General features: G+C 47.6%; 20 protein-coding genes. 19 read left to right on the top strand and 1 reads right to left on the bottom strand.

Annotation, left to right across the window (positions count from 1 at the left end):
- Positions 1-42: 42 nt before the first annotated feature.
- Positions 43-1,236, bottom strand: coding sequence for an MFS transporter (locus AC1DLM_RS20085; RefSeq protein ID WP_441991189.1), 1,194 nt, complete (start codon positions 1,234-1,236; stop codon positions 43-45).
- 191 nt (positions 1,237-1,427) lie between these two features.
- Between AC1DLM_RS20085 and AC1DLM_RS20080 the strand changes: the two genes are divergently transcribed.
- The 19 genes from AC1DLM_RS20080 to AC1DLM_RS19990 all read left to right on the top strand — a co-directional run bounded on the left by AC1DLM_RS20080 (position 1,428) and on the right by AC1DLM_RS19990 (position 26,030).
- Positions 1,428-1,871 (top strand): MarR family winged helix-turn-helix transcriptional regulator, encoded by a 444-nt coding sequence (locus AC1DLM_RS20080; RefSeq protein ID WP_477570951.1) that lies wholly within the window; start codon positions 1,428-1,430, stop codon positions 1,869-1,871.
- A gap of 110 nt (positions 1,872-1,981) precedes the next feature.
- The gene (locus AC1DLM_RS20075) at positions 1,982-2,941 is read left to right on the top strand and encodes a ring-cleaving dioxygenase (RefSeq protein ID WP_441991187.1); all 960 of its coding nucleotides are present in this window, start codon (positions 1,982-1,984) and stop codon (positions 2,939-2,941) included.
- Positions 2,938-3,546: an alpha/beta hydrolase gene (locus AC1DLM_RS20070; protein ID WP_477570950.1), complete on the top strand. Its 609-nt coding sequence runs from the start codon at positions 2,938-2,940 to the stop codon at positions 3,544-3,546. Before AC1DLM_RS20075 ends, AC1DLM_RS20070 begins: the two co-directional genes overlap by 4 nt.
- A 31-nt stretch (positions 3,547-3,577) precedes the next feature.
- Entirely contained in the window at positions 3,578-4,189 is a 612-nt protein-coding gene (locus tag AC1DLM_RS20065; protein ID WP_441991212.1) for a flavin reductase family protein, read from the top strand.
- A gap of 228 nt (positions 4,190-4,417) precedes the next feature.
- Positions 4,418-5,455 (top strand): Delta(5) desaturase DesA, encoded by a 1,038-nt coding sequence (desA, locus tag AC1DLM_RS20060; protein WP_477570949.1) that lies wholly within the window; start codon positions 4,418-4,420, stop codon positions 5,453-5,455.
- Between the two features lie 126 nt (positions 5,456-5,581).
- Complete coding sequence (locus tag AC1DLM_RS20055) at positions 5,582-6,205, top strand: TetR/AcrR family transcriptional regulator (RefSeq protein WP_477570948.1); 624 nt, start codon at positions 5,582-5,584, stop codon at positions 6,203-6,205.
- Between the two features lie 57 nt (positions 6,206-6,262).
- On the top strand, positions 6,263-9,373 hold the full coding sequence (locus AC1DLM_RS20050; protein ID WP_477570947.1) for an MMPL family transporter: 3,111 nt from the start codon (positions 6,263-6,265) through the stop codon (positions 9,371-9,373).
- 134 nt (positions 9,374-9,507) lie between these two features.
- A complete protein-coding gene (locus tag AC1DLM_RS20045) occupies positions 9,508-9,720 on the top strand; it encodes a hypothetical protein (RefSeq protein ID WP_441991182.1) in 213 nt (70 codons plus the stop codon).
- Position 9,721: 1 nt separating this feature from the next.
- Complete coding sequence (locus AC1DLM_RS20040) at positions 9,722-11,272, top strand: spore germination protein (RefSeq protein ID WP_441991181.1); 1,551 nt, start codon at positions 9,722-9,724, stop codon at positions 11,270-11,272.
- Between the two features lie 18 nt (positions 11,273-11,290).
- The gene (locus AC1DLM_RS20035; RefSeq protein ID WP_477570946.1) at positions 11,291-12,391 is read left to right on the top strand and encodes a GerAB/ArcD/ProY family transporter; all 1,101 of its coding nucleotides are present in this window, start codon (positions 11,291-11,293) and stop codon (positions 12,389-12,391) included.
- Positions 12,375-13,607, top strand: a complete 1,233-nt coding sequence (locus tag AC1DLM_RS20030; RefSeq protein WP_477570945.1) for a Ger(x)C family spore germination protein — start codon at positions 12,375-12,377, stop codon at positions 13,605-13,607. Before AC1DLM_RS20035 ends, AC1DLM_RS20030 begins: the two co-directional genes overlap by 17 nt.
- 207 nt (positions 13,608-13,814) lie before the next feature.
- Positions 13,815-14,747, top strand: coding sequence for an ABC transporter permease (locus tag AC1DLM_RS20025; RefSeq protein ID WP_235550613.1), 933 nt, complete (start codon positions 13,815-13,817; stop codon positions 14,745-14,747).
- Positions 14,748-14,765: 18 nt separating this feature from the next.
- Complete coding sequence (locus AC1DLM_RS20020) at positions 14,766-15,647, top strand: carbohydrate ABC transporter permease (RefSeq protein WP_173119739.1); 882 nt, start codon at positions 14,766-14,768, stop codon at positions 15,645-15,647.
- Positions 15,648-15,816: 169 nt separating this feature from the next.
- On the top strand, positions 15,817-17,406 hold the full coding sequence (locus tag AC1DLM_RS20015; RefSeq protein ID WP_477570944.1) for an extracellular solute-binding protein: 1,590 nt from the start codon (positions 15,817-15,819) through the stop codon (positions 17,404-17,406).
- Between the two features lie 88 nt (positions 17,407-17,494).
- Positions 17,495-18,532, top strand: a complete 1,038-nt coding sequence (locus tag AC1DLM_RS20010) for a response regulator transcription factor (RefSeq protein WP_441991177.1) — start codon at positions 17,495-17,497, stop codon at positions 18,530-18,532.
- The gene (locus tag AC1DLM_RS20005) at positions 18,532-20,385 is read left to right on the top strand and encodes a cache domain-containing sensor histidine kinase (RefSeq protein ID WP_441991176.1); all 1,854 of its coding nucleotides are present in this window, start codon (positions 18,532-18,534) and stop codon (positions 20,383-20,385) included. The genes AC1DLM_RS20010 and AC1DLM_RS20005 overlap by 1 nt, the downstream gene beginning before the upstream one ends.
- A 343-nt stretch (positions 20,386-20,728) precedes the next feature.
- On the top strand, positions 20,729-21,496 hold the full coding sequence (locus tag AC1DLM_RS20000; RefSeq protein WP_477570943.1) for an SDR family NAD(P)-dependent oxidoreductase: 768 nt from the start codon (positions 20,729-20,731) through the stop codon (positions 21,494-21,496).
- Positions 21,493-23,565, top strand: coding sequence for a heparinase II/III domain-containing protein (locus AC1DLM_RS19995; protein ID WP_477570942.1), 2,073 nt, complete (start codon positions 21,493-21,495; stop codon positions 23,563-23,565). The genes AC1DLM_RS20000 and AC1DLM_RS19995 overlap by 4 nt, the downstream gene beginning before the upstream one ends.
- Positions 23,566-23,729: 164 nt before the next feature.
- On the top strand, positions 23,730-26,030 hold the full coding sequence (locus tag AC1DLM_RS19990) for a DUF4962 domain-containing protein (RefSeq protein ID WP_477570941.1): 2,301 nt from the start codon (positions 23,730-23,732) through the stop codon (positions 26,028-26,030).
- The last annotated feature ends 289 nt before the right edge of the window (positions 26,031-26,319 follow it).

Raw genomic sequence — 26,319 nt, 5'->3', positions numbered from 1 at the left:
CTGTACAACGAAGTCCGAGCTTGCCGCTGTTTCGTTATTTTCTTACTTCACCTTACGATCCCGCAGATAGCTCCACAGCATCAAAACAAACCCCGCCCCGGTCAATCCCGCGCCGATCCAAGGCAACGACGACAGGCCGATGTGCGTAATCGCCCAGCCACCTAGAAAAGCACCGCCAGCGTTGCCGAGATTCAACGCAGAATGCGTTGAGGTGGCCGCCAGCTCTGGCGCTTCTTTGGCCAGATTCATGATGCGAATCTGGAGCCCAGGCAAAATCCCGAACGCCGCAATGCCCCATATGAATATGGTGATAATCGCGGCAACCGGGAATTGATCCGTATACGCGAATACAGCTAGAATAAGCGCTAACGCAGCGAAATTGCCGATCAGGGAAGGCATGAGCTTCCAGTCAGCCATTTTGCCACCTAGGATGTTGCCTAAAGTAACGCCAAAGCCGAACAAGACGAGAATCCACGTCACGCTGCTCTCTTTGAATCCTGTGATGTTGATAAGAATGGGCGCGATGTAGGTGAACACTGCAAACAAACTGCTGCAACCTAAAGCGCCAATCAGGAATACGAGTAACAATCTTGGCTGCAAAAGAGCACGAACCTGTTTGGCAAGACTGCTATTGGTTTTCTGTGTAATCTGTGGAATGAAGATGAGAATACCGATGAAAGAGACGATTCCCATAATGACAACGGAGCCGAAGGATGCCCGCCAGCCGAGATGCTGACCGATGTAGGTGCCAAGCGGTACGCCAAGAATATTCGCGATAGTTAGACCCGCCATCATCACGGAAATGGCACTGGCCCTCTTTTCAGGCCGAACCAAATTCGCCGCGATCACAGAGCCCACACCGAAGAATGTACCGTGAGCCAAAGCAGTGATCAGTCGCGCTGCCATCACGACCCCATAGGACGGAGCAAGGGCAGCTAGGCCATTGCCTAAGATGAAGATGAGCATCAGCACGAGAAGAAGGCGTTTTTGCGGCAGCTTATGAGTCAACATAGCGAGAATCGGAGCACCGAATGCCACGCCAAGTGCATAGCCCGTAATCAATTGACCCGCTTGCGAAATGCTAACGTTCAAGTCATCCGCCACATTGGGCAGAATCCCCATAATAACGAACTCGGTCATACCGATCGCGAAGGCGCCAACCGTTAGGGAGAAAAGGGAGATAGGGAACCGTTCTTTCTCGGTCGCTGTCCCTTGTAAAGCATGTGAAGTGTTCATGGTTGCATAGATCCCACCTTTCTATCTTAAAGGTTTAATCATACCACGAGGACAAGCGACAAGGTATGACATTCTTTGCATTTTTTTGTGATAAGTAATAATTTCAAATTTGCCTGTTGACATTTATCTTTAAATAAAGTATCTTTAAATTAAGATAAACGAAACAAACATAAGAAATGAGGTGAAGCAACATGAGCGAAACAAGAAATCAATCTTTAGATCTTTACATCGCCCTTTCTAGAGCGAGTGAGTGGGTGAACGCCCACGGGGATCGAGATATTCGCAAGCATGGACTGAACCGCACAGAGTTTGGTGTACTAGAACTGCTTTACCACAAGGGATCGCAGGCGATTCAACAAATTGGCAGTAAAGTATTGATGAGTAGTGGGAATATTACCTATGTCGTTGATAAGCTGGTCAAAAAGGAATTCGTTATACGCAATACATCGACGGAAGATCGCAGATTGATTTTTGCTGAAATTACGGAAAAAGGGAAACAATTTATTGAGGACGTTTTTCCGAAGCATGCCGAAGTGATTGAGAGCGCAGTGGCAGGATTGACGGACGAAGAGAAGAAGCTCGCAAGTCAGCTGCTGAAGAAGCTAGGCAGATATGCGCAAGAAGGATTCAAGTAGTGATCGAGTTCAATTGCGCTCAGCACAAACGGAATCCCTAACATAAATGACACTATCTTATGTAAACTATCTTAAAATAAAGATTCTTAAATATGAAGGAGTTGGCTATTATGACAACAACACAACAACAAACCGCAGGTATCCACCATATCACCGCTTTCGTTCAACATGCACAGGCAACCGTAGATTTTTATGCAGGTATTCTAGGGCTTCGTATGATCAAAAAAACGATCAATTTCGATGCACCGGAAGTATACCATCTCTATTTCGGTAATGAAGCAGGAAGCCCGGGCACGATCATTACTTTCTTCCCATATGCGGGATCCCGCAAAGGTCGGGTCGGCGGTGGTCAAGTCGGCATCACGACTTACGCCGTGCCAACAGGCAGCCTTTCTTTCTGGGAAGCGCGCCTTACACAATTCGGTGTTGCCTATGAGAAAAATGCGCGATTCGGCGAAACCTATGTACAATTCAAAGACCCAGACGGTCTGAGACTAGAGATTGTTGAGCGCGAACAAGGTGCGCCAAGTCAGTGGGCATTTGGTGGTGTTCCCGTGGACAAAGCGATCAAAGGCTTCGGCGGCGCTGTCCTCTACAGCACGGCACCTGACAAAACGTCGGAACTCCTTGTGAATGTCATGGGTTTGAAAAAAGTAGGGCAAGAAGGCGCCTATGCACGCTTCGCTTCCTTCGGCGACTTGGGTAATATCGTCGATATCAACGTAACGCCGATGGACTACGGTGCTGGCGGCGCGGGAACTGTTCATCATATCGCATGGCGTGCGAAAGATGATGCCGAGCATGCGCTATGGAGAAGTCACGTAGCGAGCAATGGCTACCACCCTACTCCAATCGTGGATCGTCAATACTTCAACGCGATTTACTTCCGCGAAGAAGGCGGCATCCTGTTCGAAATTGCTACTGATCCGCCAGGGTTTGCAAGAGATGAAGCGCCAGAGGCGCTTGGCGAAAAATTAATGCTGCCAGAATGGTTTGAAGCAAGCCGCGATCAAATCGTGCGAAATCTGCCGCCAATCGAAGTGCGGGTATTGGAAGGTGATGAGCAATGAAACATATCTATCAGCAAGGATCTGATCTGACAGCGTCCGTGCTCGTTCTGTTTCACGGAACGGGTGGGACCGAGCAAGACCTGCTGCCATTGGCGCAGGCAATTTCACCAACCTCCTCCGTACTTAGTGTACGGGGGAACGTCCTAGAAAACGGCATGCCGCGGTTCTTCCGTCGGCTGGCTGAGGGCATCTTCGACGAGGAAGATCTGATCTTCCGTACGAAGGAAGTGTACGATTTCCTCGACGCAGCAGCAGTCGAGCACGGCTTCGATCGCAGCAACGTCGTTGCGATCGGCTATTCCAACGGCGCGAACATCGCGGGCAGCTTGCTGTTCCATTACCCGAATGCGCTTCGCGCAGCCATTCTGCATCATCCGATGGTGCCGCGTCGCGGCATCCCGCTGCCTGATCTCTCAGACACCCCTGTATTCATCGGGGCTGGCAAGAACGACCCGATCTGCTCACCCGAGGAGTCGGAGGAGCTAGAGCGCCTGCTGAGCGATGCTGGATCGGATGTTCATGTGCATTGGGAGAATTCAGGCCACCAATTGACGCGCTCTGAGGTTTTTGCCGCAGCAGAGTGGCTCAAAGGGATCTCACTCTAATAGAGGAAGAGAGGAGATTGTCACCATGACCATGCTAGGCATTGATCCATCCGCACAAAGCGAGCGTGAGAATTATAAGCTGCTCATCGGCAGTATTATCCCGAGGCCGATCGCTTTCGTCTCGACGTTATCGACTGAAGGCGTGCTGAACGCCGCGCCTTTCAGCTATTTCACCATCGTGACGGCGGACCCGCCGATGGTTGCCGTTTCCGTGCAGCGGAAGCAGGGTGTCCGGAAGGATACCTCCCGCAATGCAGTCGATACAGGAGCCTTCGTTGTACATATCTCAGACGAATCCTATATCGACCAGATCAACCAGAGCGCCGCTGCGCTGCCGCCTGAAGAGAGCGAAGTGACGCTGACGGGGTTAACGCCCGTCCCGAGCAGCCACATCGTTGTTCCGGGCATCGCCGAAGCCAGCATCCGCATGGAATGCGTCCTCGAGCAGGTGATTCCGCTAGGCGGAACACTGGACGCACCCGCGGCAGATTTGTTAATCGGACGCGTCGTATATTTTCACATTGATGAGAACTTAGTTGACAAAGGACGTATTGACCCGATAAAGCTAAAGCCTGTAAGTCGGTTAGCGGGCAATGCTTATGCGAAGCTTGGCGAGCTTTTTGAGATAGATAGGCCGGTGTAAAAGAGACGGACCGCTTCGTTCTAACGCAGAACGAGAGGCGATTCGTCTCTTTTTATGACGACTTACTTATATTGCATTTTACAAAAAGGGTTTACCCACGTATGATGAGTTAGCTATGTAATATTTCTTATCCTATAACGGGAACTTATTTCGATTCGTAACGTACTACTTCAAGGCACATAAACTTACGAGATCCGACACGACGCGGAGAGAGGGAGTTCTAACAGGATGAAGCATGAGGATAAGGGTGGGTGGCGGAAAGATATCGCGCCTTTCGAAAGACCACATATGAAGCATAGTGTGTGGCAAATCATCAATACAGTGGGACCCTTTTTCGTGCTTTGGTATTTTGCTTTTCTAAGTCTTTCCGTTTCAATTTGGCTAACTTTCGTGATTGATCTAATTGCTGCAGGTTTTTTGATCCGCATATTTATCATTTTTCATGATTGCTGTCACAAATCCTTTTTCAAAAACAAACTCGCCAATGAAATTGTTGGCACACTAACAGGAATATTAACCTTCGTACCGTACCATCAGTGGCGTCATACACACTCTGTTCACCATGCATCTAGTGGTAACTTGGATAAAAGAGGCGTAGGTGACATCTGGACGCTAACCGTGGATGAATATATGGAAGCAACATGGCTTAAACGAATGACATATCGCCTATATCGCAGTCCGTTTGTGATGTTTATTATTGGACCGATCTTCATCTTTTTGATTGATTACCGATTTAACCGCCGGAAGGCAGGCATGAAAGAAAGAATCAATACGTATATCACCAATATCGGTATTGTTGGCAGTATTGCACTGCTTTGCTGGGGGATGGGTTGGCAGTCTTTCCTGCTGATTCAAGGACCGATGTTCTTCTTCTCAGGTATGGCGGGCATTTGGTTGTTCTACGTTCAGCATAACTATGAAGAAACCTACTACGAGAATGATGCAGAATGGGATTATGTGAAAGCCGCGATGCACGGAAGCTCGTTCTATAATTTGCCTCGTATTCTACACTGGATTACAGGCAATATTGGCTACCACCACATTCATCATTTAAGCCCGCGCGTGCCTAACTATCATTTGCAAAAGGTACACAATAAGAGCGCAGCACTTCGCAATGTGCAGACAATTACACTGAAGACGAGTCTGGAATCTTTGAAATTCCGTATTTGGAATGAGGAATCCAAGAAGTTCATTCAGTTCAAGGATTTGAAGCAGTTCCGCGTGAAAGTGAAGCCACGCATTATAAAAGCTGTAGATGTGGAATAATTAACTTGTGTCTGACCTGTGATTATCTGCAGGTTAGGCGCTTTTTTTATCGAAATAGCGTTGAAATGCCTAAGTGGGCACTGTATAATCCAACTATGACGTCAAAAAGTGAACAGGTGTTTATTAATGCAAATTTTAAAAGATGAAGTCAAACAAAGTATCCGCCAATCGGCATTGGCCGAGTTCAAGAAGCATGGATATTTGAAAGCCTCCATTCGGCAAATTGCAGATTCCGCAGGCATAACACCAGGTAACATCTATCGTTACTTCAAGAGCAAGGATGATCTGTTCGATGAACTGATACAGCCCATTCAGGAGCAATTAGCTGAGGTTTTGCGCGTTTGCAAGCAAGAAGTGGATGACACCCTTTGCACGGCATTGTCTGATCATTTAGTAATTTTACGCCGAATTGATGCCTCCCTGATGCTGCTTTTCAAGGAGTCCAGCACCGAGCTTACGATTCTGCTGAATCTAAGTGAAGGTTCTCGATTTGCTTCAGCGAAACAAGACATGATTACATTGGTGCATCAGATTATTTCCGAAGTATTTACAGCAGAATTGGCGCCTTCAGGCACGCTGTCCCAGAAAGATCAGTTATCTGCTCAAATGATTTCGACCACGATGATCGAGAGTATTTGTCTGATTTTGCGCGACCATGAGGATGGCGATACGATTAAAATGCTCGTTGATGAACTGTTGTACCTGTATTGCACCGGTATTTCAGAAAAAATAAAGCAAGCACAGGCGTAAATTTTTTTGGCTCAATAATGAACGCTTGTTTACTAGTGAGTGGAGGAGAAGAGAGAGATGAAATCAATTATTAAATGGCGTTGGGCGATTCTAGCCGCGTGGTTGGTGGCGACGGTGTTGCTGACGGTTTTCCAACCGAATGTGAATGCGATTCTTGGATTAAGAGGGCAAGATCCGCTGCGTAGTGACGCACCATCCAAGGTTGCTTCAGCAATTTTGAATAAAATCAATGGGGTTGAGGGCACGAGTGATATCGTGGTCTTCCATAACCCGAACAAACTGTCGGAAGCAGACATGAAAGCGATTGAGACTGGCATTACGAACTTGAAAAGCCATCAAGACCAGCTCGGTTTCAATCAGTTAATTGATCCGTTTACCATGCCTGAGGCGAAGTCATCGTTGATTTCTGAGGATGGCACAACCTTAATGGCGAGCTTTTCGTTGGATAAAAGAGGGCGTCACGTCGAGGACATTAAGCTGGAGTTTGAAGATGTTCTGAAGGACATGAAGGTGGAGTATTACCTCTCTGGGGAGGATTTCATCCAGGATGATTACATTAAAGCTTCCGAGTCCGGTGTTGAAAAAAGTGCCGCGCTAACGGTCATTTTCATCCTAGCTGTCTTGGTGATCATGTTCCGTTCCGTTATTATTCCGGTGGTATCCTTGTTGGCTGTCGGTATATCGTACCTGGTGTCCATGGGGATTGCCGCGCAGCTCATCGATAAGTTCAATTTCCCGGTGACGAGTGTTACGCAAATGCTGTTGATCTTAATTCTTTTCGGGATTGGGACCGATTATAACATTCTCTTATTTAATCGATTCAAAGAGGAATTATCCCATGGCTTATCCGTGGATGAAGCGATCATTGTGACCTACCGCACGGCGGGTAAAACGATTTTCTACAGTATTTTGACCGTGTTTATTGCGTTTGCTGCCTTAACGTTATCGGATTTCGGTATTTATCAGTCAGGTAACGTGGTTGCGATTGGTACGGCGATTCTCTTGCTCCAAATCGTAACGGTGACGCCGTTTTTCATGAAAATGCTGGGCAATAAGCTCTTCTGGCCTTCCAAAGGCATGGGGGGTCATAAGGAGAGTAAATTCTGGGCAGGTTTGACGAAAATTGCGGTGAAAAGACCGATTATAACGACAGTAATCATTCTAATTATTACAATTCCGCTTGCGCTTGCGAATCATCAGAAACTGTCGTTTGACCAGTTGAAGGAACTTGGAAATGATCACCAATCCACCAAAGGCTTCAGCCTCGTTGCGGACCATTTCAGCCGAGGTCAGGCACTCCCAACGATGGTCGTTATTGAGAATGACAAACCACTTAACACGAATGATGGTTTAGCGGCAATTGATAAAGTGACGGAGAAGCTGAAAACCATTCCAGGTGTCGATATGGTTTCCAGCGTGACACAGCCGCAATCGAAGCCGATTGATGACTTCTATATTTCTACGCAAACGAAGACGGTTGCCGATGGCATTACAGCTTCGCAAAAAGGGGTAAATCAAATTCGGGATGGCCTTACTATGATGCAAAGCAAGCTGGAAGTGCCTGATACATCAAGCGTTGGCCAACTTGTAGATGGCACAAGTCAAGTGCAGGATGGCTATAGCAAACTGACTACTGCTCTGGATCAAGTAGCTAGCGGTATCGCGCAAGGTGCTGGCGGTGCAGATGAGCTAAGTACGGGAATTGCTGCATTGAAAGATGGCATGGACCAAGTGAGTGTCAATAGCGTTAAGATCACTGACGGGCTGACACAGCTAGGGCAAGGATATAACGCTATGACGGAAGGTTACGGCCAAATTGAGGGGCAGCTTACGGGGATTCAGCAAGGACTTGTCGGGATGAATGGTCTGATTGGCGGGCTTGGCAGCAAGTACAACCAATTGAACACTGATGAAGATTACATCAAGCTGAAGCAAACGGGCGAAGGTCTTGCCTCCGGTCTAACGCAGCTGAGCGGCGGACTAAGCGAGCTTGGCAAGAACGCAGCCAAGCTGAACAGTGCTTTCGCCGAAGCGACGCAAGGCTTGGCGCAAGTGAACGGCGCGCAGGCGCAGCTAGCGGCGGGACTTACGCAGCTGGAGAGCGGAGCGGATGAGCTCGCCAAAGGGCTGAAGCAAGGCAGCGCGGGCAGCCGCGAGATCGCTGCGAACATGGCGAAGCTGAACGCTGCGCTAGGCAGCGTCAAAGACGGTCAGCAGAAGCTGAGCGAAGGCCTGTCAGGTCTTGGCAGCGGCATGGGCCAGCTGAAGGACGGCCTTGGGCAGAGCGGCAACGGACTCGGTGACGTGTCCGAGGGACTTGGCATGACGAGCCAGTTCCTGACGCAGCTGAACGGCTCCAAAACGTTCTTCATCCCGAAAGAAGCGCTGTCGAGCGCAGATTTCGGCAAGTCCTTGGACAGCTTCATGTCCAAGGATCGGAAGATGACGAAGATGATCGTCATCTTGAAGGATGACTCGTATTCATCGGCGGCGATGGATACGATTGAAGGCATTAATGCGGAGCTCGCTGCGAGCGTGAAAGGCACCGTGCTGGAGAATGCGAAGGTCGGCGCGGCAGGACCGAGCTCGACGACATATGACACGAACAAGGCGCAGCTGAAGTCGTTCAATAGCACCGCGATTATCGTCATTATCGGTGTGTTCATCGTCTTGCTGTTCGTCATTCGGGCCTTCTGGCCAGCCGTTTATATCATATTGAGCTTAGTGATATCTTACTATGTGGCGATGACGGCGACGAACGTCGTCACGGATAAAATCATTGGTGCCGATGGGGTTTCCTCTTTCGTACCGTTCTTCTCCTTCATCATTATTATTGCTGTCGGCGTCGACTACAGCATCTTCCTGATGATGCGTTATAAAGAGCTTGGCGATTTATCGCCTTCGAAAGCGATCGTGCAAGCCGCTAAGCACATCGGCGGCGTGGTCATCTCGGCGATGGTCATCCTTGGCGGAACCTTCGCCACGCTCGTACCATCCGGCCTCGTTCTGTTGATCGAGCTAGCGGTGGCCGTGATCGTCGGCCTCATCGTGCTCTGCTTCGTCTTGCTGCCGATGCTGCTGCCTGCGCTGCTGGCTATGCCAGAAGCACTACGGGCAAAGCGCGGCGCCAGCGCGCACAAGATGTCGACGGAGAGTCGCACGGCGTAGGTACAGAGATTTGTATAGGGCTTCCTTCCAAGGTGATTGCACCTGGAGGGGAGCCTCTTTGCTGTGTAGATAAGAATGGATATAAATACAAGTAAATGCAGAACCTAATGTCAAAATAAGATTAGGTGATACTTATGCTATCGTTACTTGTTTCTCTTTTTCTGTTTATCATTGGTTATCCCCGAAAAAGTACTCGCCAAAACGATAGCAGAATCGTTGTTGCCTATGTTTCCCTGGCCATGATCGGCCTGGCTCTGGCTGTTTTTCATGCAACGGAAACAACCTATGTCCTAACGAACATGTTACAAAACACGCTGAACAGTATTGTTGAAAAGGGGGGCGGATAGTGTGTCTCTATTGGGAAAGCTTCTTAAGAAATCAGCATCGAGCGCATCGCCCGATCTGTTGACAGCAGCCGTCGAATTACAAGAGCAATCGTCAGAACAATTGAGTGGCAGTTTAGAGAGCAACTTGAGCTTGATTAAAGACGCTACGCAGAATCCTTCCGATCTCATTGTTCGTGAACTTCTATTGCAGAACGAGGATGGCTTGAAAATTCGAGCCGCTGTTCTATATATTGATGGACTTGCAGAAAAAGATATTGTACACCAATGTGTCATTCTCCCTCTGATGCAAATGGACCATAACGTGCAGGTTACATTAACACATATCGAAAAATTTGTCATAACAGCTAGCGGTATAAAGCGAGTAAGCACGCTAAACGAAAGTATCAAAGGACTGTTATACTCAAGCACGCTTGTTTTGCTTGACGGGGTTGCTGAAACCTTACTCATCACCTCCGAGGGCTGGGAGCATCGGTTCGTTTCCAATCCGACTAGCGAGCCGATTATTCGAGGCCCTCAGGATGCCTTTAATGAGGTGCTTCGAACCAATACAGCCTTAATAAGAAGAAAGATTAAAGATCCGCAATTAGTGCTCTTTCCTATTCAAATTGGTACGCGAACATTGACCGATGGTGCTATCGCTTATTTACAGGACGTAGCGAATCCAAGCATCGTGAATGAGGTCAAACGAAGGCTCGCCAAAATTGAAACCGAGGGTATTCTGGATAGCGGCCAGCTTGAGGATTATCTAAAAGATTCTCCGTACTCGCCATTTCCGCAGCTCAACTCGACGGAAAGAGTGGATAAGGCATCTGCAGCGATCTTGGAGGGTAAAGTTGTCGTGCTCGTTGATGGCACGCCATTTGCACTAACGATGCCGATCACTTTTACTGAATTTCTACTGGCTACCGAGGATTATTACACGAATTATTGGGCAGCAACGATGCTGCGCTGGGTGCGATTCTTGGCGATGCTTATGGCGCTTACGCTGCCCTCCATCTATATTGCAATTACGACGTTTCATCAGGAAATGCTCCCGACGGAGCTCATGCTTGCTATTGCAAGCAATCGCAGCGGGATTCCATTTCCAGCTTTTTCAGAAGCGTTGATTATGGAAATCAGCTTAGAGCTGCTGCGGGAAGCAAGTCTTCGCCTCCCTGGCACAATGGGCCAAACGGTCGGTATCGTTGGCGCACTTGTCATTGGACAAGCGGCTGTTCAGGCGAATATCGTCGGCCCTGTACTGACGATAATCGTTTCTTTTACGGCCATTGGTGCTTTCGCCATACCGAATTACAATGCCTCTTTAACCATTCGGCTGCTGCGCTTTCCTATTATGATGCTAGCTGCCGTTTTGGGCATTTTTGGTATCGTGTTTGGAACCAGCATGATTCTCATCCACATGATTCATCTACGCTCCTTCGGCGTCAACTATCTGGCTGCTCTGACCCCCCAATCCTTAAAAGATGTGGATGATTCCATCGTGCTCAAAAAGCCAGCGTTTTCTTTAAAATACCGCCCATCTTTTCTTGGCTTTAAGAGGCGAAAACCGTAAGCGAGTGGAGGCATATCGTTGAAATCTGCACATCTAACGACCAAGCAAATGATGATTCTAGTATGCTTTATATCTTTTGGTACGATTTTTTTTACACTTCCGCGCACGTTAGCGCAAGCTTCGGGGCATAGTGGATGGCTGTCGATCCTCATAGGCAGTCTTATGGTCATTCCAACTTTCTGGTTAATTACACAAATTGGTTCAGCTATGCAAGAGATGAGCATTATTGCGTATTGCTTAAGCCTGTTTGGACCTGTCTTCGGGCGTGTTTACGCACTTCTCTTCCTGCTGCCGTTATTGTTTTTTGCTGCAATTATTATACGGATCCTTGCGGAAATTATCGTTTCACTGGTTCTCCCGGAAACTCCCTTGGAGCTGGTTATCATTATGCTGCTCGTTCTGCGTTATTATTTGGCGCAAGGCGGGATGCTGTCAATTGCTCGCTGGGGCGAGATCATTGCTCCCGTGATCGTTTTAATGTTCGTCACGATGTTTGCCCTTTCGATGGAAAATGTGGATCTTGAACGCATAGAGCCTTTTTTTAGTGCTTCATTGATGGAAGTATGGAAAGGTTCATTGGGCATTTGCAGTACATTCTCTGAAATGATCGTGCTCCTATATATCTATCCACAAATCAAGAAGAAAGCCCAAGTATTGCCTGCGTTACTGTGGTCTATGTTCATCGTCTTGTGCTTGTTTGAGGTAACTTTCCTGATTACGATGGGAACCTATGGCAGTGCATTTACACAAAGACTTATGTTTCCTGTCATTGAATTAGTAAAAGATATTGCCATATTTGAATTTATTGAGCATTTGGAGAGTCCCTTCTTGGCCGTGTGGATATTTATAAATATTACCAAAAATTCATTGTTGTTTTACGCTTGCTGCGTTGGTTCTCGGGACTGGTTCGGTACGATTGACATTGGTAATCTAATGATTCCAATTTCTATAATTATCTTTTACTTGTCTATGATCCCTGACAACATTAACGCTAGCATCGTTAGTTTCGAAATAGCCAAAGGGGTTACGTTCTGGCTGTATGCGTTCGTTCTTCTCACGATTCTATGGTTAGCAGGTAAGATGAAAGCAAGGAGAACCGCGAATGAGAAACCTGCGTAGAAGCGTCAATTTGCTGTTGCTGAGCGGGATTCTCATCTTAACCACAGGGTGTTGGAACAGACAGGAAGCCGATAAAATCGAATATGTCCTTGCCGCGGGCGTCGATCTTAACGATAAGGGACAAATCGTTCTTACGGTTCTAACGCCTGTATTGGAAGCTATGAAACCAACGAGCGGCTTAAAGGGAGAGCAAAAGAAAACATTGAGTGTAGTCGGAGATACAACATTCGAAGCAGCGCGGAGTTATCTGCAAATCGTGGGAAGAAAGCTGTATTGGTCCCATCTGCAGGTGTTAGTAATTGGAGAAAAAGCGGCAAGAACAGATGTTCGACATTACTTGGACTTTTTCTCATCGGATCCCGAGCTGCGGGGCACGGCATACATAGCCCTGGTAAAAGGACGCGCGCTCGATATGCTAGAGTCAACGCCAGACATTACAGCCATATCCTCTAATTACTTGAAAGATAGTATTAAAAATACGGACTTAGATGGCAAATCCGTCAAGGTGCATTTTACTGAATTTGCTCGCAAGCTGGCAGAACCAACAGGCGGACAACCTTACACCTCTATGCTTCAGTTAGTTGAACAAGCGGATTATGTCAAAAATACGGTCGGTGTGAAGCCCTATCAAGGAGGGGGGGCCAAACAATCGAGTTTATTTTATACGTCGGGTACAGGCGTGTTTTCCAATGGGATGCTGGTAGGGACTTTGAACGGCACAGAGTCTAGAGGTTTTATGTGGGTCACGGGAAAGCTGAAAACAGCGATTGTCACCGTCCCTTGCCCGAATGAGTCGAATTGTCAAATATCCTTGGAAATTGCAGGTGAAAAGAAAAGTAAGAGCAAGGTTTATTACACGGATGGTAAAGCGGTGATTCAACTCCTTATTAGTGTGGAATTTAATATTGGAGATAAAGCTAGCAGTAAGTTCAAGGTAGATGCCAAAACGATTTCTTATTTGGAAGAACAATTGTCCAATACAATTCGTAACGAAGTGCATATGGCTTTTCGCAAAGTTGCCATTGACTATAAATCAGACATTTTTGCTTTCGGCAACAGATTAGAAGATCGAAATCCTAAACTATGGAAGCAAATTAAAGATCGGTGGGAAAATGAGATACTACCAGAGGCCGAATTGGATATACAGGTCATCTCCAAGCTTCGCAGAACGTCAAGAACGCTCTATTCGCCTTGGGTGAAAGCTGAGCATTCTTAATTAGACATACAAAGAGGGACGTATGATGCACGGATTAGCATGTTCATCCCTCTTTTTCCATGCCCCAAAACCTAAAAAAAACACAAGTGAGTGAAAAGCCATTCCATAGTTGAAAGCGCTGTATCAGGTTACGATAGACCTATAACATCGACGAAGATAAGTGAGGGGGGCCAGAGGATGGCGGTCAACGCACAAGCAGTAAAGCAAATGAGTGGACGTAAGCAGATGAGCAAGGGCAAGTCCTTGCTGCGAACGTTTTGGAAGTATAGGGCGCTATATCTAATATCTCTGCCGGGCATTATTTATTTTATTGTATTCAAGTATGTACCTTTGCTAGGATCCGTTATTGCTTTTCAGGATTACAACATTTTCGACGGCTTCACGGGCAGCAAGTGGGTAGGGCTTGAGCATTTTACCCGGATGTTTGCACACTATGATTTCCTCAATATTTTGAAAAATACAGTGCTCATCGGTGTTTATGATTTGCTGCTAGGGTTTCCAGCGCCGATCATTCTTGCATTGCTTCTAAACGAGCTGCGCATCGTGGTGTACAAGCGTATTCTTCAAACGGTTGTGTACATGCCTCACTTCTTATCCTGGGTTATCGTAAGTGGGATTGCAATCGGTATTCTTTCTCCTTCAACAGGAGCTGTTAACCACTTTATTACTTGGTTAGGCTTTGAACCCATTTATTTTATGGGTGAAGAATCGTGGATTCGTACCGTGTTAATTTCCTCAGGTATTTGGCGTGATTCCGGTTACGGCACGATCATTTATCTAGCAGCTCTAGCTGGGATTAATCCGGATTTGTATGAAGCTTCTGAGGTAGATGGCGCCAATCGATGGAGACAAACGATATCCATTACACTACCTTCATTATTGCCGACAATTATGATTTTGTTCCTATTACACATTGGTAAATTCCTTGACTTTGGCTTCGAGCGTGTTTATGTATTCTTGAATCCGCTTAACAAAGAAAGTGGCGAAATTCTAGATACGTATATTTATGCGCAAGGTTTACAAGGTCAGCAATTTAGTTATACGACAGCTATTGGACTTTTCAAAGCCGTTGTAGGCGTGATCTTTATTGTAACTGGTAATATTTTAAGCAAAAAAACAACGGGTGAAAGCTTGTACTAAGACGGAGGTGAACGCTATATGAATCGCAAGCCGACAGCCGGCTGGCAAGTGTTTAACGGCTTTAATATATTATTTCTATCACTCCTATCGTTAGCGATGCTCCTGCCGTTCTTAAACGTGCTGGCTCAATCGTTCAGTTCTTCGGAATCTATTGTGAATGGGAAGGTATTGTTCTGGCCTGTTCAGTTTACATCAATTAATTATCAATATGTATTTAGTGATGCGGCAATCTGGCGTTCCTTCGGAGTAACTGTGTATATTACTGTAGTGGGAACACTCATTAATCTGATCGCGACCGCCTCACTGGCTTATCCGGTGTCGCGTCCTGAGTATGCCGGCCGTAAAGCAATCGTTATTATGGTTCTAATTACGATGGTTTTCACAGCGCCGCTCATTCCTAACTTTATTTTGATGAAAAATTTACATCTGACGAACTCGCTTTGGGCCTTAATGATTCCTGGTGCGATCAGTGCTTTTAACTTCTTCATTATGCGTTCGTTTTTCATGCAAATTCCGAGTGAGTTAATTGATTCTGGTCGAATCGACGGTTGTTCCGAGCTCAGAATGATTTGGAATATTGTTTTACCGCTATCCAAACCGGTTATGGCTTCCTTGGGGATTTTCTACGCTGTAAGCCATTGGAATACGTTTCAAGCTGCCTTGTACTATGTAAATAAGCCTGCACTTTGGCCGCTTCAAGTTAAGCTTCGTCAATTGATTGTTTCCGAGGATATCAGTATTGATCCGAACGCTTCCCAGTTCAGCGGGCTTGCTCACATGGACCCGGAGGGTATCAAAATGGCGACGATTATTATCGCAACGCTTCCGATCATTATTATTTACCCGTTCTTACAACGCCATTTCGTAAAAGGTATGATGGTGGGATCGGTTAAATCCTAGTTGCTGTCGACAGATATATACAAAAAACCTACTATTTAACTCTTTTTACACAATTCTAAAAAAAAGACAATTCGAACTAAAGACAGTCCATAGTCGCTAATTGTAAACGCTTTTACAATGGGGTTATGAAAGTGTTAGTTACCTAGTCGATAAGAAAAGAGGGGTAGAAATGAAAAAATGGATTCCCACGACGATGGCTGTCGTATTAATGGCCAGTGTGATGGCTGCTTGTTCTTCTTCCAAGACTGAGGATAAACCGGCATCTAGTGCTGGTGCGACTACAGCTGCTAGTACTAAACCAGCAGAGAAAACGAAGTTCTCGATCTCCTTGCGTACACTTGCTTTCGGACATGTTGAGAAATCGCCTGATATTAATCAAGACAAATGGGTGAAAAAGCTCGAAGAACTAACAAACTCCGATATGAATATCGTGCTTGTTCCACACAAAGAATATGAACAAAAAATGATCCAAATGTTTGCAACAAATGACATTCCTGACGTCGTACAAGGCAGTGGTGGCGTGAACGGGAAGGAAATGGCGGGATCTGTAAAAGCCGGCGTATTCCAACCGCTAGATGAGCTGCTGAAGAAGTATGGTCAGAATTTGCTGAAAAAAGTTCCGAAAGACGCTTGKGATAACGTAACGTACAACGGTAAAATCTATGCGATTCCGGAGTATTTGTCCAATCCATCCCGTCGTTCGATCTTTATCCGTAAAGATTTGCTAGACAAAGCAGGTTTAGGCGTGCCGAAAACGGTTGATGAGTATATGGCTGTTCTGCGTAAGTTCAAAGAAATGGGTGTTGAGAACCCATACATGGGCCGTGAAAACTTCAAGTATGCCGATTCCTTCTTCGGTGCTTATGATGTGTATCCGTACCTGTCGATGTTCGAGAAGTCTGGGGATCAAATCCTGCCGAAATTCTTTGATTCAGAGAACATGATGAAAGCACTGCAAACGTACAAAACGATGTTTGACGAAGGCTTGATCAACAAAGAATTCGCAACTATCAATGCGACTGTGTTCAAAAACACGATTCTTGCAGGTAAAGCAGGTATGTGGTCCATGAACGCCAATGAAATGCTGCAATGGGAGACACAACTGAAAGCAACAGTGCCAACGGGCGATATCGAAATTATCAGTTCTCCAACTGGACCCGACGGTAAAGGTGGTCACTACTTGTATGGACCAGCGCCGCGTGCTTACTTCATCAACAAGAACGTGAAAAATGCCGAGCAAATCATTAAGTTCTTCGACTGGATGATGTCCGATGAGGCTGAGAAATTCTTCACATTCGGTATCCAAGGCGACACGTATACAGAAGCTAATGGTAAAATCGACTACAAAGCACCAACAGATCCAGCTGCAGTCGATGAAGAGCGTTACCGTCAATCTTTCTTGTGGCTTGTCCAAGATACAACTTATAATAAGGGTACACTTAGCTTGACAGAAGATGGCAAGAAATTGATGAACGTGTATGACACGACGTTGAAGAATGAAGGACGCGACGGTATCAACTTCGAGCCTCGTCTAGAATCTTTGATGAAAAACCCTGATATTTCACCACTTTCTGACCAAGCACCTCCAGTTATTCTTTCCCACATGGTGAAAATGGTTTATGGTAAAGAACCAATTTCCGACTGGCCGAAAGTATTGGAAGAGTGGAAGTCCAAAGGTGGAAACGAAGTTATCAAGGAAGCAACAGAGAAATTTAATAGTAAAGATTCCGGTACGACTGTGTCGATGCCGCGTAAATAAGCTCAGTTCCTGAGCATGCCGCCTCCTCACGTGCCCAACGGTACGTGGGGAGCGTGCATTTCATCCCATTTTGAAAGGAGAGTTTCTCATGTACCGCATACTCATTGTCGATGACGAACCGATGATACGCAGAGGATTACAGAAGCTTGTGGAACAATCGGGGCTGCCCATTGAAAGCTTGCGAACGGCTGAGAATGGTGTTGTCGCAATGCAGCGGATTCAAGAGGAACGACCTGATTTTCTTTTTACAGATATACGTATGCCGAAGATGGATGGTCTGGAGCTATGTGCACAAATTGCCGAGATGGATGCTGACATTCAAGTGGTTGTGATCTCCGGTTATGGGGATTTCGAATACGCGCAGAAATGTGTGTCTTACGGGGTCAAGGAATATTTGTTGAAGCCAGTCAACATTAAGGGATTTCAGCAGGTGTTAGAGAAGCTCATTCTGAACAAAAGCAAGGTGAGCTCGGAGTCTTTCGTCGCCGTCACGAAGCTGGAGAGTTGGGCTACGCGTTTGGAGCAAGCGGTATGGATGCTGCAGCAAGAGGAGCTTGACCGAGATCTCGAGGAGATCAAGGCGGAGCTAGGTACTTATAAATTAAAGCTCAATCGCATGAGTGATATTGTGCAGGAGATTTACACACTTGTACATGGGCGGCTTATCGTTCGGGATGTGTATATGATTCAGGAAGAGTCCCAGATTTCTCCTTCGCTCAGCGAGGAAGATGTGTGGCTGTGGTTTACGGCCTCTGTGAGAGGGTTGCTGCAAGAGCTCAAGAATAAGCGCAAAGGCAAGCAGAAGGACCCTGTCGAAGAAGCGAAACAGTATATGGAGAAGCATTTGGCGGAGGAAGTTTCCTTAGAAGAGGTAGCTGAATTCATTGGATTGAATCCCTCCTACTTTAGCCAATTATTTAAGCAAAATACGCAAGAAACCTTCGTTCAGTATCGAACGCGTCGCCGCATGGAGAAGGCGAAGAAACTTTTACAGCAGCCGCATTGGCGCATTACCGATATTTCTGGTGAGGTTGGGTATGCGGATCATCCGCATTTTACCAAAACATTCAAAAAGTATGAAGGCTGTCTACCCTCGGAATACCGTCAGCGTATGGGGATCCGATAATGAAGAGAAAGTCGCTTTCACGTCAAATTTATGCGTATTTTCTCATCGTTATCGTCCTATCGTTGGTGTCCGTTGGGGCTGTGTCCTATGTGCAGTCTTCACGGGCGCTGGATGATCAAGTTAAGCAATATATGGAGCAGATGATCGATAGTGCGAACTATCAAACGGATAGCTATTTACAGGCGTATGAGCTGCTCAGCAATGCCTTTTCGTCGAATTCGGATGTGCGAGCATTCATGGAAATCAAGCCGGATGATGGTTATGAATACTATGTGTATTCGGAAAAAATCAAGGAATTCGCCCGAATTTCGGTCACTTCCGTCATTACCCTGTATAAACAGCTGAACATGAGCTACGTCGTGGGTCAGCACGGTCGATCTGTTATTTACGAGAATCAGAACCTGCTGAATTTCGATCCAGTGCTTGTCCGTGAAAAGTTCGACTACTTGATGAAATCAACGCCTGGAGATGGCAAAATTGCGCTGCTCAATATGAGTATCCGTCCTGTTGATGAAGGGTCCGTTGTAACGATGGCTCGCAAAGTGAGGGGGCCATCCTATGGGGATGCCAACCGCGGAGTTGTCGCCATTGAAATTAAGCTAGATGAACTTGCGAAGACGTGGGACCGTGTTAGCTTGGGGAAAGAGGGCTTTTTCTTCATTGTGGATGACACGGGCAACTACATTTATCCACGTACGATGAGTGAACGCAAATCGCAGGATGAGTTAGCTTCGCAAGTGCTGACAAGTGGAAATCAAACATTTTTGTCCAAATATAATGGCGAAGAACGTATGTTTGTGTCGAGGAAATCAGGATATTCCGATTGGAACCTTGTTGCCTCAATGCCAGTACAGGAGCTGCGCCGACCTGCCAACACGATTCGAACAACGACGATCATTGTAGGTCTGGTTACATTGGCTGCTGCACTTGTGCTTGCTTCTCGCTTTGGTCGCTCCATTATTAGGCCGATTCGGGATCTCAAAGACAGCATGCGGGAGACGGAGAAAGGGAACTGGCAGTATATCGAGGACGCGGGGAGAACGGATGAGATGGGTGGACTCATTCACAGCTACAACCTGATGGTAACGCGTCTATCGGATATGATCGAGCGTGTGTATGAGGCCGAGCTGGAGCAGCAGAAAAACGCACTCGAGCTTGGCGAGACCAAGCTGGAACGTCAGAGGGCCGAGTTTCAGTCCCTGCAGCTGCAAATTAACCCGCACTTCTTATACAACACGTTGGAAACGATCAACTGTTACGCCATTGTTCAGGATTCAGGAGAAATCACAGAGATGGTTGAGGCCATGGCTTTCATGCTCCGCTACTCCGTTCAGACCAATCTAGAGGAAATCACGGTTGCGAATGAGTTGAATCATGTGCGGAACTATATGATTATTTTGCAGCATCGGACGGAGCGGGAATTCGAGATTGATGTAGCGATCCCTCCAAGCCTGCTGCTAGAAAAGATGGTCCGTTTGACGTTGCAGCCGTTGATTGAAAATATTTTTCAACATGCTTTTCCAGAGGGTGTGGAAGAGCGGCATACCATTCGCATCGATGCTCGCAAAGAGGGCGGCTTGTTCCAAGTTTTCATCGAGGACAATGGCACTGGCATGATGCCGGAAAGACTTGCTGAGTTACGTAGGAAACTAGAGGAGAACCGTCTGGCGGAGCCGGAAGAAGCGACCACCGGGACGAAGAGGGGTGGAGGCATCGGTCTGATGAACGTTCATCGACGGATTCAAATGGTGTTCGGCGAAGCCTACGGGCTGTCGGTTGACAGCGAGTGGGGACGCGGCACCTGCATCACGATGACGATGCCGGAGACGGCGCGGCCTCGGCTGCGCGGGTAAGTGGAGCGGCGCCTGGGAGCAAACTGAACCCTTCTCACGACTCTGCTCGACGGATGCCCCTCGCCCCCGTACCCCGCCGCCTCGTCTAACGGACACAGATGACGTTAATCGGTCTTTTAGCGGGATTCATATGTTTTAACGGACAACATGGCCGTTATTCCCCTGTTTGGGGCACAATTTTGCCTCCCAAACAGTAAATAGCGTCTCTGGTGTCCGTTACACGAGGAAACTGTCTGCTTTTATAGAAATAGCGTCGCTCGTGTCCATTACAATTACAGGTAGTTACGCTGCATAAGCAGCGATTCAAATAAAAATAGATTTATATCCATGGGAGGATACCACAATGAACATCAACTTAACGGGGAAAATAGCGCTTGTAACAGGATCGAATGCAGGGATTGGACGCGCAATTGCGTTAGCATTGGCTAGCAACGGTGCGAAAGTAGGCGTGAACTGCTTGAACAATGTGGCACAAGGACAGGAAGTTGTTGCAGAAATCCAAGCATTAGGTGGGGAAGCGGTACTTGTACAAGCAGATGTAACGAGTTTGGAGCAAATCGACAGACTTGTGACCGAAGTGGAGCAAGCTTTGGGTGGAACGATCGATATTCTTGTAAACAACGCAGGTCACTTAGTACAACGTGTACCGAATGCTGATATGTTTGAAGAAATGTATGATCGCATCATGGATGTAAACTTGAAAAGCACAGTATTCGTATCCAAACGAGTGATCCCTGGGATGAAGGAAAAAGGCTACGGCCGCATCATCAACATGACATCCGTTGCAGCTCATAATGGCGGTGGACCAGGATCCAGCATTTATGCAGCAAGTAAAGCAGCAGTTCTTACGTTCTCGAAAGGTTTGGCGAAAGAAGTTGCAGCTAGCGGCATCACAGTGAACAACGTTTCACCGGGTTTCATCGGCAATACGATGTTCCACGCGACATTCACAACGGATGCTGCGCGCCAAGCAACAATCAATGGCATTCCACTGCAACGTGAAGGAACACCAGATGATGTAGCTGGCGCAGTTCTTTACCTGGCTTCCAATTTAGCTGCTTATGTAACAGGTGAAACGATTGAAATCAACGGCGGGATGATGATGCGATGAGTACCGCGATCCCTTTGGCCGCTAAAGTAGAGACATTAACGTGGGCGGGTCAAACCGCTCACAAACTTAAAGAAGAAATCGACAGGCTGCAGCAAGCAGGCAGCCTGGTCGTTCCTAAAGAACCTGGTGGTTGGTGGCACCAGTATGTTTGTCCACACCATCATACCGAACTGACGTTCGATGAAAGCTTTGTAGATGCTTCAGAATTTCTGTGCCCACACGGGTGTGTGATCACAGGTGATGCCTATCGTGGTGCTTGGCTTGTGTTTAAACACCAGTCCTTGGCACGAGTGGCGTTGCAGTCGGCCGCTGTTTATGCAGCGCTGGGTGACGTTTCCTATGCACAGATTAGTAAACGTTTGCTTGTCGAGTATGCGGAGCAGTTCCCGCACTACCCGGTGCATCCGGAAGCACAGAGCTGGATGCTAAAGGGACGAGCCTTCCACCAAGCACTGACGGAGGCGATTTGGTCTACTACGCTGATACGAGCCTATTTACTGCTTCGCGATGGAGGCATTACCTTTGACGCGAAGGAACAAGTGGCAATCGACGTGTTCTTAGGTTTGTTGGCGGGAAGTATGGAGGAGTACCGGCATATTTTGATCCATGAGCGGAACAATGCGGAGAACAACTATACCGCTTGGCTGAATGCGTCCTTATCTTGTGTGTACGCGGCTCGTGGCGAGCAAGCGCTACTTGAAGCGCTTATTGAAGGCCAAGGCGGCTTCATTCATCATCTCTCCATCGGCGTGAAAGCCGATCAATTCGAATTCGAAGGAAGCACGTATTACCATGTATTCGTGCTTCGTGCCTATCTCATCGCTGCCGAAATGGCGGAGCGCTTCGGCATTGACCTCTACGCCACAACAGGCGCAGAGGGGCAGTCCATGCGTGGCATGCTCGAAGCGTTGGCCGACTTAGCCGACGACCAGGGCGCTTTGCCGGCCCTGCATGACGGGCCGCTGGAGCGAGGCCCTTACGCCCGCGAAATCGCCGAGATCGCGGAGCAGGGGCTTGCGATCTACGGCATCGCCGGCCTCGCGAAGGTGCTGCGCGAAGCGTACCGGCAGCTAGGCGCTGCCGGAAACGAGCAGCTTGAGGCGCTGCTCTACGGCGGAGGCGCTGACCGCGCCGCAGCTTCAGAGCCGCGCAGATCGCGGCTCTGGCCGGACGCTGGCTTCGTCATCGGCCGCATCGCGGGGAACCCGCTGTCGTTCCTCGCCGATTTCGGTGAGCACGGCGGTTCCCACGGCCACTACGACAAGCTGCATCTGACGTTGATGCACCGAGATCAAACCCTGACACCCGATCTGGGGATGGTGCCTTACGGCTCGTCCATGCGCAGATCGTGGTTCGCAGAGACAGCCAGCCACAACACGGTTTCGCTGGCAGGTCAATCGCAAGCGCCGCATGAAGGGCGCCTGAAGCACTATGAAGCGACAGAAACTTCGGTTTACGCTTGGATTCAATCGACGGAAGGCTATGTAGGCTGTACGATGAATCGACATCTTTTGCTTACGGAGGATTGGATGTTGGACTGGTTCCAAGTTGAGCTTTCTGGTGATCAACCGCAAGCGATTGAATGGTGGATGCACCCTGTCGTAGCGGTAGAAGCTTTGCAACAACCACTTAAACCTGAGGCTAGTTATCCATTGCTTGTCGCTGAGAAAGTAGGGGACGTAACGACGCTCAAGGAGCAGCAACTGCCGATTACTAGCAGATTTGTACCCACTGAAGGGATTGCCGGTAATGGCGTGGGTGAACTGCAAGCTTCTTACAACCTCACGAACTCAGACGCTGTCATCTTCCACTCCGCACTCGTTCAACCGGGTGATGAGATTGTGGCTGTTCAGACACCCGGCGATGCCGTGGATCCTTGTCGCTCACTTACAGCGATGCTTCATCGCCGTAATGACCGTAGGGCGGATTTCATTCATGTCTATCGCGCGGGCCATACAGTTCAGCTAACGCAGCTGACGGGCAATGAAATCATTATCACCGTTCCTGGTCAATCAAGCGGTGCAGTCCGCGTACGATTAATGACAGATAAGGGATTACAAATTCTGTAATTTGTCATTCGGGCTTTTGCTCGAAAGACAAACGCAACGCCAAAATTCGCAAAATCACTATTAAATTCTATATAAGTCGCATTCATATTTCATATTCCATCATGCTTCACCTAAATCCTTATCATCATAAGCCTTACAGAACCAAACCTGGAGGGGAACAATCCATGTCATTATCGCCACTTTACGAACCGCAGAGCGGTGTGTTAACCGTACAATACGAGCCGAATGAGAAGACGGTGTTGCTGGAAAATCCACCTCGCTTCACGTGGATTCCCGCACAGCTGGAGCACGATCGTTATGTGCTGCAGATCGCACAATCAGAGGCTTTCGAACCTGCCGAAACGCAGACTGTTCAACCGATTCCATATAATTTATACACACCTGATGCTGCACTCAACGCAGGCACATACTACTGGCGCTATGCATTGCTCGAAGAAAATGGCGAACAAACGGCATGGAGCTGCATTCGCCGCTTCGAAGTACCGGCAGATTTGCCTGAAACACCGCTGCCAAGCAGAGCTAAGCGCTATGCAGAGGTCTCGACGCAGCATCCACGATTATGGCTGCAAGCTTCCGAAGTAGAAGCCTTCCGCACCGCTTTAGCGACGGATCCAAGCTATTGCGAATGGGATGTTTTCTATGAGAAGTCTGTCAAACCATGGATCGAACGAGATCTGATTGCGGAGCCGCTTCATTACCCAGGAAATAAGCGAGTAGCCAAATTGTGGCGGCAAATGTATATGGATACACAAGAAGCCTTGTATGCGGTGCGTCATTTGGCAGTAGCAGGCCAGTTGCTCAACGATGCTACGCTATTAGATCGTGCCAAAACCTGGCTGCTTCACATCAGTACTTGGGACGTTAAAGGGACGACGAGCCGTGACTATAACGATGAGGCGTCCTTCCGAATGGCTGGCGCCATCGCCTGGGGCTATGACTGGCTCTATGATCAACTATCCGAAGATGAACGAAAGCATATTCGTCACGTTCTGCTCGAACGTACACGCCAAATCGCGCAACATGTTATCGAACATTCCAAAATTCATCATGTACCGTTCGACAGTCACGCCGTACGCTCTTTATCTAGTGTGCTTGTGCCTTGCTGTATTGTGCTTTTGCAGGAAGAGCCAGAGGTTCAAGAATGGTTGGACTATACCCTTGAATATTATGCTTGTCTCTACTCGCCGTGGGGCGGGCCGGACGGGGGCTGGGCCGAAGGTCCGATGTATTGGACGACGGGCATGGCTTTTGTTACGGAAGCGATGAATTTGCTGAAGAAATATACAGGCATTAACTTTTACAAACGACCATTTTTCGCAAAAACAGGTGATTTCCCGCTGTATGCGTTCAGCCCAGACACCTTGCGTGCAAGCTTCGGCGATCAGTCGACATTGGGGGATCCCGTCAGCTTGAAAACGGGCTTCAACATTCGTCAATTTGCAGGTGTGACAGGAAACGGTTTGTACCAATGGTATTATGAACGTGTTCGCGAGACAGATACAGATTCAGAAATGAAGTTTTACAACTATGGTTGGTGGGACTTCCGATTTGATGAAATGGTATATCGTCACGACTATCCGCAGATTGAAGCGATCGCACCTACCGATGCGAATATTCAGTCGGTCAAATGGTTCCGTGACATTGACTGGGTTGCCTTTCACTCCAATATGGCGGATCCGGAGCGTCACATTATGCTCCTCACGAAGAGCAGCAAATACGGATCTGTCAGCCACAGTCATGGCGATCAAAATGGCTTCTTGCTGCATGCCTACGGCGAGCCGCTGGCCATTGAAAGCGGCTACTACGTGGCGTTCAGCTCCACGATGCATATGAATTGGCGCAGACAGACGCGCTCGACGAACAATATTTTGATCGACGGTCTCGGTCAATACGCCGAAAAAAACAAAGTACTAAATATGGCGGCTAATGGTTTTGTGGAAATTGCTGAGCAGCGCAAAGGCTACGGTTATTCCCGCGCTAACGCAACCGCAGCCTACCAAGAATACGTTCCCTACCTAGAGCGGTATGTACGTGAACTTTACTTCTTCGGCACTTACGTAGTAGTTGTCGATCATATCGATCTCACACAGGCGGGTACCGTAGATTGGCTGTTCCAGACGCTGTATGAGATGAAGTTGAACGGACAAACATTCAAAGTCCAAGGTCGTAAGGCCGATATGGACGGCCGTTTCGTCTATTGTTCCTCTGGGGAACTCCAATTGTCCCAGCATCAGAGCTTTACCGACATCGATCAATCGGAGATTGAAGGTTTACCGCCGCACTATCATTTGAAGGCAACGACGACATCCTCCCGTAGCCACCGTATCGCAACATTGCTTGTACCAATCAAGCATGGCGAGCCGAAATATGTTTCCTATTTCATGGATGACCAAGGTTTCGACGTTCATATTTACTTCACGGAAGATGGCATCACGCACCGTGTAGAAGTTCCAAAGGCTTATTAAAGTATCCCGCAAATCAGCGACCTATCTATCAGCGCAAGCTATAGGAGGTCGTTTTTTCTTTGTTTTTATCCCCCGATTTTCAGCGCTAAATGCCATCTTTCTCATAAATAACCACCCTAGGGGGAAAGTTAAGGTGCAGAGATAAATCTATAGAAATCAAACATCATACCTGAAGTTCACACATTGTAAGGGGTACCAATTTCACGGCATAATAAGGACATAAAGACATTCACTCAAAACGAACGAGGGGGATTTACATTGGTGAAAAAGTATAAAGCACTACAAGTGA

The organism is Paenibacillus sp. 01T442 (genome assembly GCF_056398345.1).
Note: the sequence above shows the minus strand (reverse complement) of the source record. Positions and strands in the feature narration are given on the sequence as shown.